This is a genomic window from uncultured Campylobacter sp. (assembly GCF_938045225.1).
GTDB lineage: Bacteria > Campylobacterota > Campylobacteria > Campylobacterales > Campylobacteraceae > Campylobacter_A.
On the sequence record NZ_CALINL010000220.1, the window covers coordinates 1 to 12,976 of the forward strand.

The 12,976-nt window shown below is 48.9% G+C and carries 11 protein-coding genes and 1 rRNA gene; 9 read left to right on the forward strand and 3 right to left on the reverse strand.

Annotation, left to right across the window (positions count from 1 at the left end; all coding sequences use genetic code 11):
* Positions 1-91 precede the first annotated feature (91 nt).
* On the reverse strand, positions 92-622 hold the full coding sequence (locus tag Q0200_RS11945; RefSeq protein WP_366118476.1) for a ferric reductase-like transmembrane domain-containing protein: 531 nt from the start codon (positions 620-622) through the stop codon (positions 92-94).
* Between the two features lie 87 nt (positions 623-709).
* Here Q0200_RS11945 and rrf point away from each other — a divergent pair.
* A 5S ribosomal RNA gene (rrf, locus tag Q0200_RS07960) occupies positions 710-828 on the forward strand.
* 409 nt (positions 829-1,237) lie between these two features.
* Positions 1,238-1,834, forward strand: a complete 597-nt coding sequence (locus tag Q0200_RS07965) for a CDP-alcohol phosphatidyltransferase family protein (protein ID WP_297940007.1) — start codon at positions 1,238-1,240, stop codon at positions 1,832-1,834.
* 643 nt (positions 1,835-2,477) lie between these two features.
* Here Q0200_RS07965 and hcp read toward each other — a convergent pair.
* A complete protein-coding gene (gene hcp / locus Q0200_RS07970; protein WP_297940008.1) occupies positions 2,478-3,806 on the reverse strand; it encodes a hydroxylamine reductase in 1,329 nt (442 codons plus the stop codon).
* 738 nt (positions 3,807-4,544) lie between these two features.
* Between hcp and Q0200_RS07975 the strand changes: the two genes are divergently transcribed.
* The 7 genes from Q0200_RS07975 to Q0200_RS08005 all read left to right on the forward strand — a co-directional run bounded on the left by Q0200_RS07975 (position 4,545) and on the right by Q0200_RS08005 (position 11,487).
* Complete coding sequence (locus tag Q0200_RS07975; protein WP_297940009.1) at positions 4,545-5,183, forward strand: lysophospholipid acyltransferase family protein; 639 nt, start codon at positions 4,545-4,547, stop codon at positions 5,181-5,183.
* Positions 5,164-5,514, forward strand: a complete 351-nt coding sequence (locus tag Q0200_RS07980; RefSeq protein ID WP_297940010.1) for a hypothetical protein — start codon at positions 5,164-5,166, stop codon at positions 5,512-5,514. The genes Q0200_RS07975 and Q0200_RS07980 overlap by 20 nt, the downstream gene beginning before the upstream one ends.
* Positions 5,511-6,440, forward strand: a complete 930-nt coding sequence (locus Q0200_RS07985) for a phosphatidate cytidylyltransferase (RefSeq protein WP_297940011.1) — start codon at positions 5,511-5,513, stop codon at positions 6,438-6,440. The genes Q0200_RS07980 and Q0200_RS07985 overlap by 4 nt, the downstream gene beginning before the upstream one ends.
* A 7-nt stretch (positions 6,441-6,447) precedes the next feature.
* Complete coding sequence (locus Q0200_RS07990) at positions 6,448-7,002, forward strand: DUF1287 domain-containing protein (RefSeq protein WP_297940012.1); 555 nt, start codon at positions 6,448-6,450, stop codon at positions 7,000-7,002.
* A gap of 38 nt (positions 7,003-7,040) precedes the next feature.
* Entirely contained in the window at positions 7,041-9,065 is a 2,025-nt protein-coding gene (locus Q0200_RS07995; protein ID WP_297940013.1) for a bifunctional alpha/beta hydrolase/class I SAM-dependent methyltransferase, read from the forward strand.
* A 514-nt stretch (positions 9,066-9,579) separates the two neighbouring features.
* Positions 9,580-11,103, forward strand: a complete 1,524-nt coding sequence (locus tag Q0200_RS08000; RefSeq protein WP_297940014.1) for a dual specificity protein phosphatase family protein — start codon at positions 9,580-9,582, stop codon at positions 11,101-11,103.
* Positions 11,104-11,268: 165 nt separating this feature from the next.
* The gene (locus Q0200_RS08005; protein ID WP_297940015.1) at positions 11,269-11,487 is read left to right on the forward strand and encodes a hypothetical protein; all 219 of its coding nucleotides are present in this window, start codon (positions 11,269-11,271) and stop codon (positions 11,485-11,487) included.
* Here Q0200_RS08005 and priA read toward each other — a convergent pair.
* Positions 11,409-12,976: primosomal protein N' (gene priA / locus Q0200_RS08010; RefSeq protein ID WP_297940016.1), on the reverse strand; the 1,568-nt coding region annotated here is incomplete at its 5' end. The genes Q0200_RS08005 and priA overlap by 79 nt on opposite strands.

Here is a 12,976-nt window from a genome sequence, read left to right on the forward strand (position 1 = left end):
GCATACAATGCTTTATATCGAGTATAGATATTGAGATGTTTTACAACAAAAAAAAGACTATTGTAATTTAACTTTACAATAGTCTAGATTTTTATCTTTGTCTTTTTTTGGTTATTAAACATTTTCTAATTCTAAGAACCGTATATAACATATAAATAACAGTATATAACACTATTGATAGCATATGTTTTTCAGGTTTATGCATAAACAAAACCATCAAGTGAACATATATCAAGTAAAAAAACGGATATGCTAATTTTTGTAAATTTTTCCAATTTTTAGCTTTCATTTTCTTTCTTACACACTTGAATGAAGTTATCATAAGCGGAATCATCATAGCTATAAGAATTAAACTTATTATTGTTGCCGTCTTAGTATATACATTCATTTTTGATGCATTTGTAAAAAATTCTACAAAGTATCTTATTCCAAAAGCCACATTATGACAAAGTGCAGCAAAACAACCGATAATCGACATTTCACCTCTTATACTCATAAGTTTTCGTGTATATTTGTTATGAGTTGTAATAACTCCTAGAAACATTACTATCATAAATGTTACTGTTGAAAATATACCTCTTTGAAAAATATCCATGACATATCTTGTAAACCAAATCGGCATATTTTTATAAAACTTTGTTTATGACTTTTAACTTTATCTAGTAGTGTTAAATAAAAGATTTAGCTATTATATCTTTTATTTAACACTGCCCGTGACTATACAGACGAGGAAACGCCTTGCTCCATCTCGAACCAAGAAGCTAAGCTCGTCCTGGCTGATGATACTCTCCCTTACTGGGATGTCGGGAAAGTAGGTCGTTGCGGGCTTTGTTTTTATTCTTTTTCTATTTAAACTTCGCTTTAATTTCTTTTTTAATCCATTTTTACAGTTATATTCTCGGCTTTATATTCCTATGGTTTATTTAATTAACAAATTTAACCAACCTTGTTTGTTTTATCCGGCTTTAGGATATTTGCGTTTTTGACTAATAGAAGTTTAGAAAAGGTGCTATTAAGGTTCGGAAATTTAAACATTTGTGGCCATAATACGATCTTGATTTATTTTTATCAAAATATCGGCAGCTAATATTGATTTATCTTGTTTGCCATAAAGTCCTATAGACTAAATCAATGCAAAGAATTAAGTAGAGCGTTAAAAAATACACGCAAATCTTCATTAAACTTTATTCAAGTATTTTTTTGAGAAAATGCTAAAATTTAAATTGCTTGGAGTGTTATGAGTATCTACGAGTTAAAACCCAAATTTCAAAACCTACTTCGTCCGCTAGTAAGGCGTCTTTACAGCGCTGGCGTTACGGCAAATCAAGTTACGCTCGCTGCCTGCGTCCTGTCTGTATTACTAGGCGCGCTACTCGTCAAATTTGCCGACGTCTCTACTTTGTTTTTTCTACTGCCTATCTGGATGTTTTTACGTATGGCGCTAAATGCTATCGATGGCATGCTGGCCCGAGAATTTAATCAAAAAACGCCGCTAGGAGGCTATCTAAACGAAGCTACCGACGTTATCTCCGATACTGCGCTTTATCTACCGTTTGCTTTTGTGGCTCCGTTTGGCTGGGGCGTTATCGCGCTTGTTATTTTTCTAGCCTTTATGAGTGAGTTTTTGGGCGTCCTAGGGCAGGTGCACGGCAGCGGCAGGCGGTACGACGGACCTATGGGCAAGAGCGACCGCGCCTTCGTATTCGGGCTTTTCGGCACTATATATGCGGTATTTGGGTGGCTGCCCTCATGGTTTAGTTTGGCGCTTTATGCGGTAGCATTTTTGCTTGCGTTTACCTGCATAAACCGCGTCAGAATGGGTTTAAAAGGCTAGCTTAATAAAATGCTCGGCATAAATTTGAGAAATGGATTAAAAAATAGGATAATACGTTTGCGCAAATTTACGCCTAGATGCCCATAAATTAAACTACATAAATTTCAAAACAATACCTAGCTATAAAGATATTAAATTTAGCGCAGTTTATTGTCGTAGCCAAATTTGGTTTAAATAGTTTCATAAAACCCCGATACAGGCTGGGCGAGTAAGCAATAAATCTTACGCTATACGCAGATAAAATCTTTAATAAATATTCAAAAGAGACAGAGGGGTCGCGAGAAACATTTGGCGCAAATAGGGCTAAAATTACGGACTATGCAAGCTAATCAAATTTCAAATCAAAGTTTGCGGTAGCCGTGCGAAAAATAATCAAATTTAAAGGGAGCGTCAAATTTGCAAATTTGGTTTTTAACAGAAGTTGCCCTAATGCTAAGGCGGGTGTTTTTATAAAATTTAAAGCGAGCCGCGATGAAAGTTAGAAGCGGGAGGGCGGATTTGAAATTTTATAAAATTGCCGCCCCGCCGAAAATTTAAAATTTAGCGGGTGCGAGCGGATTACGGGCATGCGAGAAATCGCGAGAAATTCTGCGCGCTGTTTTATGCAGCATTCGCGCACCCGCAAAGATTGCCCAAGCGACGGTTATTTGCCCAGGAAGTATTTCAGATCCGCCTGCGCGTCGCCGCTGATTAGGCGAAGGCCGAAATTTTGCACCAAAAAGCCCAAAATTTCGTCGTTGAAAAACTCAGGCACCGTAGGGCCCACGTTGATATTCTTAACGCCCAGACTAAACAGCGCAAGCAGGATGATGACCGCCTTTTGCTCCATCCACATCAACACGATCGAGACTGGCAGGTCGTTTACCGCGATGCCCGTAGCCTCGCTAAGCGCAAGGGCGATCTTGACCGCGCCGTTGCTGTCGTTGCACTGGCCTAGATCGATATATCGCGGAAGCTCGGTGCCTGGCACATTTCCGAAATCCACGTCGTTGAAGCGGAATTTGCCGCAGCTGGAGGTCAAAATCACGCAGTCTTTCGGCAGGCTAAGCGCTAGCTCGCGGTAATACTCCCGTCCCTTGCCCGGCGCGTCGCAGCCCGCGATGACGAAAAAGCGGCGGATTTTGCCAGATTTGATCGCGTCCAAAATTTGCGGTGCAAGGCTCAAAATCGTCTTGTAGTGTCCGCCCGTCACCAGGCTCTCGTCGCTGTCCATGCTCACGTCGCCGCATGCAAGCGCGCACTCGATGAGCGGCGTAAAATCGTCGTTTTGGATATGTTTGATCCCGTCTGTGCCAGCGATAGAATAGCCAAACAGCCTATCTGCGTAGCTACAGGACGAGCGAAGCGGCACGATGCAGTTGGTAGTCATCAAAATCGCGCCTTTAAATTCGTTAAAAAGCTTGGTCTGATCGAACCACGCCTTACCGACGTTGCCCTTTAGATGCGGATACTTGCGAAGCTGCGGATAGCCGTGCGCAGGAAGCATCTCGGAGTGGGTGTAGATATTGATGCCCTTGCCCTCGGTTGCTTTTAGTAGCGCCTCAAGCGCATGCAGGTTGTGGCCGCTAACCAAAATCGCCTTGCCCTCGACCTTGTTTTGGCTTACTTTAACAGGGGTCGGTACGCCGAATTTTGCGGTATGCGCCTCGCTTAAAATATCCATCATCTGCACGCCCGCGCTTCCGACGGCCATCAGCTGCGCGATATGCTCGCCAAAGTTAAAATTTGAGTTCGTCAGCGTGAAATACAGCGTGTCCGCCATGACGGTATCGACCGCGCTAGTATCGGCGCCGAGCTCGTGCGCGTGGTGGCGGTAGGCGCTAAGGCCTTTAAGTCCGAAAACCATAGTGTCTTGAAGTAACGCCAGCGTCGAGGTTTTGCCGCAGGTGCCTTTGCTTTGGCCCTTTGCGCCGCAGCCCTCAGGCGCGCTCATTTGGCACTGGTGACAGAACATCTCTTGATTGTAACTCATAGAAAATCCTTTATAAAAAATTAGTTACAGATTTTAAGATTTTATTTATAATAACGACTTGATCGCCGTCAAGAAACAGCGAAAATTTATCAAAATTATTTACAAAATGAGAATTTAAATTTTGCAAGCTAAATTTGAGTTCTTGCGGCGGCCGGGGCGTTATGCAAATTTGAGTCAAATTTTAAAATTCCAACGACAAAATCGCGAGCGACACGGCCTATGTTCGGATAGTAAAATCGCTTAGCAAACGAGCCGATACTATGGAGCGATGGCAATCTTGACGGCTCTACTAAATCAGGGGCTATGGCAGATCGGCGGGCTGTGGAGCCAACTAGTTACCGCGCAAAACGATCAATAAACATAGGTCGGCAAATTTAAAGGTATTTTCCCAGGCGTAGCAACCATCAGGCGTAAGGATGAGATTGCTTGCTTCGCTTAAAGAATGCGAATTTTGGGTATAATACTGCAAAAATACAAAAACAATCGAAGCGATATTTCTATAAAAGAAATTTATCATATTTTTAAAATCGATAAGGGTTTTGTAGACGGCAAGTTAGAGTCGCAGCTAAATCTGCCGAGGTTTCGTTAAGCTTATATTTGGAGTATCATGAGCGTCTACGAGTTAAAATCCTGGGCTTTAAAACCGGCTTTGTTCGCGAGTAAGCGTTACTGCAAATCTGCGTCGCTCGTCAAATTTGGCGGGCAAACAAGGCAAATTTAAAAATAAAAAGGAAAAATATGAAAGAGTTTTTAGCGGCAGCGCTTGATTTTATCCTTTGCCGCATCACGATATTTATCACGGGCGTACGGCCGCCGCATGAGCTTTTAAACATCGGCGACGGCACTAAAATTTACTACGCCAACCACGCTAGCCACGGCGATTTTTTGCTGATTTTCGTCTCGCTGCCCTACCGCGCGAGAAAGCGCGTGCGCCCCGTCGCGGCGGCGGAGTACTGGGAGAGCGGACCCGTGCGCAGATTTCTTGCTAAAAACGTGTTTAACATGGTGCTAATAAGTCGCCGCAAAGATCCGCTAGAGGCGCTAGCGCAAATGAGCGAGGCGCTGCAGACGCACTCTCTCATCATCTTTCCCGAAGGCACGCGCAAGATGGACGACGATCTAGCGCTACAGCCGTTTAAAAGCGGGATTTTCCGTCTGGCGCAGCAGTGTCCCGCCGTCTCGTTCGTGCCCGTATGGATCAAAAATGCGCGAAACGTCCTGCCTAAGGGCTTTTTCGTGCCTATTCCGCTGCTTTGCGAGCTGATAGTGGGCGAGGAGATAACCTACGGCGGCGAGGGCAAGGGCGAGTTTTTGCAAAAGGCGCAGGACGCGCTGCTAGCGATGAGCGATACGCAAAATGATAGAACGAAAGCCTAGCGCGACGGCTTTGGCTGCGGGGGTAAATTTAAGCCTCGCAAGCCCGTCAAATGAAAAGGGGAAATTTGCGACCGATTTTTACGGCAAATTTAACGGCGAGCCTTTTAAAACGGCGTCCAAAAGCGTCAAATTTAAGCACGAAACACGGGCTAAAACGCTCGCCTCTGCGCAAATCAAATTTGACCTAAACACAAATTTAAACCGCGTAAAAAAATTAACCAATCAAGCAGTCCGCACGGCAAACCAAACGCGCGTAAATTCGGCTCGCTCGGAGCGCTCCGAAACAGGCGTCAAATTTAGCTTCAAATTTAACCAAAAGGCACTAAAATGAACCCGCAAAATCATATATTAAATCTATTTTTAGGACTCATCGCGGTGCTGGTCGTCTCTAGCGCCGTTGCCTTTATCCTAAAGGCGAAATTCGGCGCCGAGAACAAAACCGTCTCAAATTTGACCTCGCGCATAAACGCCTGGTGGGCGATGATTTTGGTGATTTTTGCGTTTACGTATATGGGTAAAAACGCCGTAATATTTTTGTTTTTGCTAGTTTCGTTTGCCGCATTGCGCGAGTTTTTGTCGCTCATCTACATCCGCAGGGGCGATCATATCGCGCTCGTGGCGTGCTTTTACGTGATTTTGCCCGTGCAGTATATCTTTATCTATGCCGATTGGTACGCGATGGCGATGATATTTATCCCGGTTTACGGATTTTTGTTTTTGCCGATTTTGGCGGCTATTTGCGGCGATGCGGCATATTTTTTAGAGCGCTCGACGAAGATCCAGTGGGCGCTGATGATCTGCGTCTTTTGCATCTCGCACATCCCTGCGCTTCTTTTGCTGGATCTTAAGCATGGCAGCGGCATGGAGCTGATGCTTTTTTTGATCCTGGTCGTGCAATCTAGCGACGTGCTGCAGTATATCTGGGGCAAGCTTTTTGGCAAGCGCAAGATCGCACCTAGCATCAGTCCGTCTAAGACGGTGGTTGGTTTTGCGGGCGGCGTACTTAGCGCTAGCGCGCTGGCTGCGTGTCTGCATCATCTCACGCCTTTTGGCGCGACGGGGGCTTTTTTCATCGGGCTTGCTGTTTGTATGATGGGCTTTTTAGGAGGGCTTGTTATGTCGGCGATCAAGCGCGATCTGGGCGTCAAAGATTGGGGCTATATGATCAGCGGGCACGGCGGGATGCTTGACCGTATGGACTCGCTGTGCTTTGCCGCGCCGATATTTTTTCACATAGTTAGATATTTTTACGCGTGAGGTTTTGATGAAAATTTGGAGCAAAATTTTACTTTTAGCGCTGACGGCAAATTTTGCCTTTGCATTTTCGGCCGAAAAGCTCGTGCAAGATGCTAGAGCGCAGGTCGGGCAGACGCTGTTTTACGATCCTTCGTACTCAAGGCTAGCCTATCCGATGGGCGACGTGGATATGATAAAGGGCGTTTGCACCGACGTCGTCGTTAGGGCGCTGCGCGGACAGGATATCGATCTGCAGCGGCTCATCCACGAGGATATGAGCGCAAATTTTAGCGTCTATCCAAAAAACTGGGGCGCGAAAAAGACCGACAAAAACATCGATCATCGCCGCGTGCCAAACATCGCTACCTATCTAAAACGTAAGGGATACGAGGCGAAGGGCGAGTTTAAAGCCGGCGATATCGTGACGTGGCGGCTGGATAACGGCAGGCCGCATATCGGTATAGTTTCGGATAAATTTGCAGGCGGCAAAACCCTGCTCGTGATCCATAACATCGGGCTTGGCGCGCAGGAAGAGGACGTGCTAAATGTTTACGAGATAACAGGGCATTTTAGGATAAAATAAGCGTAAAAATCGATAAATTTAAGCAAGAAAGGCGAAAAATGGAGTTTAAAGAGAGCTATTTTATAACGAGCGACGGGGCGAGGATATTTTACAGATACCGCCTGGCCGCGGACGTGGCGTGCGAGAACCCGAGCGCAAATGAAATAAATTTGAGCGAGGATGGTAAATTTGAGGGCTCAAATTTGAGCGCCGGAGCCGCAAGCGAAACGTCAAATTTGGCTAGCGAGCAAACAGTCGGCGCGGATGAAAATACGGAGCTAAATTTCGGCGGCGAAGGCAAATTTGATGAGCAAAATTTATCAAACGGCGGCAAAAACTCGGACTCAAATTTAAACGAAACCAGCAAATGCGGCGCGTCAAATTTGAGCGAAAGCGCCGAGCAAAATCTCAAATTTAAAGCCGCGCCAAACGCCAAAGCCGTAGCGATATTTCACCGCGGGCACGAGCACTCGGGCAGGACGACGCACGTAGCGGACGGGCTAGCAGACGAGAGTTTGAGCTATTTTGCGTGGGATCAGCGCGGACACGGCAGGAGCGACGGCGAGCGGGGCGACGCGCCAAGTATCGGCCGTCTCATCGCCGACGTGGACGAGTTTGTGGCGCATATCGAGCAGAGATTTGGCTTTGAGACGCAAAATCTAGCCGTGATAGCTCAAAGCGTGGGCGCGGTGCTGGTCTCTGCGTGGCTGCACGATTACGCTCCGCACGTTCGCTGCGCGGTGCTGGCTAGTCCCGCGTTTAGCGTGAAGCTTTACGTACCGTTTGCCAGAGCCGGTCTAAAGGCGATTTACCGCGCACGCGGAAATTTTTTCGTAAACAGCTACGTCAAGGCGCACTATCTCACGCACGACAAACAGCGTCAGGCCAGCTACGATGCCGACTCGCTCATAACTCGCGCGATCTCGGTGCGCATACTGCTGGGGCTTTACGAGGCGGCACAGCGCGTGGTTTCGGACGCTGCCGCGATCACGACGCCTACGCTGCTGCTGATCTCGGGCGATGACTGGGTCGTGGAGCACGCCCCGCAGCACGAGTTTTACAACGCTCTTGGCGCCCGCGTAAAAAGGCGCGAGATTTTAGAGGGATTTTACCACGATACGCTGGGCGAGAGCGAGCGGGAGAGGGCGTTTGAGATCGTGCGCGAGTTCGTCGGCGAGAGGTTTAGCGCGCCTTTTAGCGAGGTGGACTGCACGCATGCGGACGAATACGGCTTTAGCCGCGAGGAGGCCGATAGGCTGGCTACGCCGCTACCGAGATTTAGCCTGAAAAATTTACGGTTTAAATTTCAGCGGATATTTATGCAGGCGGTTTCGCCGTGGGTCGGCGGGCTAAAGATCGGCGAAAATACGGGCTACGATAGCGGCAGTACGCTTGATTACGTTTACCGCAACGAGCCGCAAGGGGCGAATAAATTTTTCAAATTTATCGACAAATTTTACCTAAACGCCATCGGCTGGCGCGGCATCAGAGAGCGCAAGCGAAATATCAAGCTAGCCATCGACCAAGCCGTAGCAGAGCTGCAGGAGCGCGGCGAGCCGCTACGACTGCTAGACATCGCCTCGGGCCACGGCAGATACATACTAGACGCCGCGCAGGGGCATAAATTTGAGCGCATAACGCTGCGCGACTATAGCGACATAAACGTAAAAGCGGGCGGCGAAATGATAAAAGAGCGCGGCCTAGAGGATGTCGCGAGCTTTACGCAGGCAAATGCGTTCGAAGCCGCTAGCTACGAGGACCTGCAGGACGCATATACGCTAGGCGTCGTATCGGGGCTGTTTGAGCTTTTCCCAGATAACTCGGTCGTGCGCACCGCGCTACAAGGCTTTTCAAGCAGTGTAAGAAGCGGCGGCTACCTTATCTACACCAACCAGCCGTGGCACCCACAGCTAGAGATGATCGCGCGCGCTCTATCCAGTCATAGGCAGGGCGCTGCGTGGATCATGCGCCGCCGCAGCCAAGCCGAGATGGATCAGCTCGTAGAAAAGGCGGGATTTAAAAAGGTGCGCGAATGGATAGATGGGGATGGGATATTTAGCGTGAGTTTGGCCGTTAAAATTTAGCCTTGCTGCGGCTCGTCTCGCGAGCGCTTTTAAATGATTTCGTAAATTTCGCCCTGCGACAGACTACATGTCTAGTCTTGGGACGAAATTTACTTCAAAACATTTAAAATCATCTCACGATACTTCGCCCTGATTTCTTATAATCAAATTTCAAATTTGCAAATTTTACTCACCGAGACCCGCACCGCAAAAAATGCTAAACTAAAAAAACGTGTGGCGCGGCAGCGCGGGATAAAACTGCGCAAAGCGCAGCAACCTCTCACGTCGTATGGGATAGGGGATTGTTAAGGGGGAAGGGAGCGACCTCGTAATTCAAGCCCCTTCCCCCTTAACAAGAAAGGTTGATTTGTGCAAAAGCTTAATGCACAACATCAAATTTAACCAAACCAAATTTAGCACCTTAAAGATGCGGGTCTCGGTGAGTAAAATTTACGTCAAGCGAGCGATCTCGAATCGTTAATCCGCCAAAGCGCAAATCTGCTAAAATTTGATAGAATTGGCAAAAAAGGCAAAAATGAAAACAAAACAGTTTTTATCGCAGCTGGCCGCGCTAGTCGTCGTTGCGGCGATATTTTACGCTAGCTACGGCGCCACGAACGCCCTCGCGAGCGCTCGCGCGAACGTGCCGGAGATCTATTTCGCATGGGAGCGCGCGCTGCCGTTTTGGGCGTGGAGCATCGTGCCGTACTGGTCGCTAAATTTACTCTACGCGCTTGGATTTTTCCTCTGCCGTGACAGCCGTGAGCTCGCGCGCTACGTCACGCAGCTACTCGCCGCGCAGGTGATCGCGACGCTATTTTTTATCATTTTTCCTCTGCAAATGTCGTGGAAAAAGCCCGCAGTTTCGGGCCTTAGCGGCTTTTTGTTCTCGAGCCTCGCCGCCTTTGACCTTCCCTTTAACCAAGCCCCGTCGCTGCACATCATACTTTGCGTCGTGGTGGGCACGTTTTACCTTCGCAAGGCGCGCGCGGTTTGGCTTAAAGCGGCGCTTGCGGCGTGGTTTGCGCTCATCGGCCTTAGCGTGCTGACCACGTATCAGCACCATTTTATCGACATTCCGACGGGGCTGGCTGCGGGCTACTTCGTGCTACTGATTCGCCCGCTAGATGGCGAGCCGCTTAGATTTGCCGTGGCCGCGGACGCAGCGCGCTACAAATGGGCGGCGCTATATCTGGGGCTTGCGTTTTTGACGCTGTTTGCGGCGATTGCGGGGGCTAAAATTTGGGGCGCGTGGATGCTGTGGCTATCGTGGGCGAGCCTTAGTTTCGCGCTGATTGCTTGCGGTTACGCGTTTTTGGGCGCGGGAGTTTTTGCTAAAAACGGGCAAGGCCGTCACGCCGCCGCGGCTAAAGCCTTACTTTTTCCCTATCTTTGCGTAGCGCGGTTAAATGCGCTCTTTTGGTTGCGCGGACGCCGGCTTTCAGATGAGATTTTGCCGGGGCTGTATCTTGGCTCGGTTAAGCAGGTGGGCAAATTTGACGCGATGCTAGACTGTGCTGCCGAGTTTGAGCGGCCGGGCGGCGCGCAAATTTACGCGAGCCTGCCTATGCTAGATATGATAACGCCCGGCGCGGCCGAACTGAGGCGCGGCGCAGATGAGCTTGAGCGGATAGTAAAAACGACTCTTGGCGGCGGCGAAAATTTGTCGCAAACGGCGGTGGAGTTAGGATCAATTTTTAGCGCCGAGGCAAACGGCTACGCGAATGAGCGAAATTTGAAATTTCATAGGCAAGTGGGCTCGCGGGCAAACCTGCAAACGCGCGGCTCGGCAAACGAAGGCGAGGAGCAAACTCTCGCGGACTCAAACGAGCTAGCCGCCGAGACAAACGGCAAAAAGGTACTGGTGTGCTGCGCGCTGGGCTACGGCAGGAGCGCGTCGGTGCTGCTTGCTTGGCTTGTGATTTACGCGGGGATGGGCTTTGATGAGGCGCTAAATTTGCTAAAATCTCGCCGCGAAAAGATCGCCGTCGCTAGCTCGCTACGCAATCGGATAACGCGGCTAGCCGCAGAAGTCCGCGCAAATTCGAAAGCGGAGTAAAGAAGCGGCAAATTTAAGCGCGAAATAGGCGCAGGCTAAATTTGATCAAGTCCGGTTTAAGGGATCAAATTTAAAAAAATCTGCAGGCTAGAAACAAGCAGCGTTGCAAAATTCTCGGCGAAAACGAACGGGAATTTAACCAAACGCTCAAAATGAGGAGGGAAAATGACGAATGCGGAGCAAAACGAAAAAGCGGCGCAAGACGGGGAGCGGGAACGCCGCCAAACGGCGGACGATAGAGTCTTGGCGCTGGTTACGGCTAGATTTTTAGCGACGCATAGGCTATTTTTCTTGTTAAATTTACTTCAGCTAGCCGTCTGCCTTCGCATTTTTGCAAATTTTGCCGTTATTGCGGGCTTTTTGGCGGCTTTTTCGGTTTTGTAGATACACGTGAGTTTGAGCAAATAAGTGAATGGCGGAAAATGGCTTTTACGTCGCCTAGCAAGTTCGGTAGCATAGAAAGCAGTATAATCCTGTGCAGCGCCAGTACGGATTGTTTCGTCGTGTGGTTGATATGATTGGATGACAACATTAGTTTGCTGGTTGGTGCGCCCGACACGCCCGACGACCTGCGACAATAGTTGAAAGGTACGTTCGCGCGCCATAAAGTCGGGCAAAGCGAGCCCGGCGTCCGCCTGAATGACGCCGACAGCGCCAAGGTGCGGCAGGTCAAGCCCTTTAGCGACGACTTGTGTGCCGATAATAATATCAACTGTGCCATCGTAGAGTTCTTGGTAACGTTTCTCAAGCGTATGCGTGGCGGCGGTATCACCATCAAAGCGCGCAACGGTTGCGTGCGGGAATAATTTCTTAATCTCTGATTCAATAAGTTTCGTGCCGATGCCTTTATGAACGATATCAGTTTCGTGGCAATCAGGACAAGAAGTTGGAATGGGTGCCGTGTTACCGCAAATGTGGCATTGCAGTATGTGCTTGTCGATATGGAGTGTGAATGGCACGAAGCAGCGCGGACAGATCGCAGACCAGCCGCAGTTAGTGCAGAGTGTCGTACTGGCGCTGCCGCGGCGGTTGTGAAAAAGGAGTGTTTGCTGCTTGCGTTCAAGCGAGACTGTAATGCGGGCGAGGAGCGAGTCGGATAAAAAACGATGCTGAACAAAATTTATTTTTGATGTCATATTTATGATGTTGACGTGCGGCGGCGGAGCGGCTTGTGCACGGCGAGGGAGCGTAATGACCGGGCTATTGGTGTGGGTAGCAAGGTAGTATTCGCCGATAAGCGGCGTTGCTGAACCTTGAATAACGGGCGCGCCATGATGCGTGCCAAGCGTGGCGGCGACGCGCAAAGCCGAGTATCGTGGCGATTGATCTTGCTTAAAACTTGGTTCGTGCGCTTCGTCGATGATAATAGCGCCAATATGGGCAAGCGGCAGAAAGAGTGCTGAACGAGGACCAATGGCGATACGCGGAATAGTGCTTCGAAGAGCGTCAAGCCAAATCTGATGGCGCGCAGACTCGGTTTGCTGCGAGTGAGTTAGTAAGATGTTGGAAAAATGCTGCTCAAACTCTGCGATAAGCTGCGAAGTGAGGGCGATTTCTGGCACAAGGATGATGACGGATTTTTGCTGCGTCATAATATGCTTGGCGTAGGCAATGTAAACAGCGGTTTTGCCGCTGCCGGTAACGCCGTGCAGCAAGACTGTTCCATTTGTACGCTGCGTGAGCGTATCAACGGCGGCTTGCTGATCTTTGTTGAGTAAATAATGTGTTCGATCCCGCGAAATCGTTTGGCGGGAATATGCTGCTGTGCGGCGCTTTTTTGTGAGGCCGCGCGGCAAGATTGTCTGCAATGTGGTCGCAAGGGGTGTGGCGTAGTAGCGAGCCATCCATAGAGCAGTTTTGAGCAATGGACTTG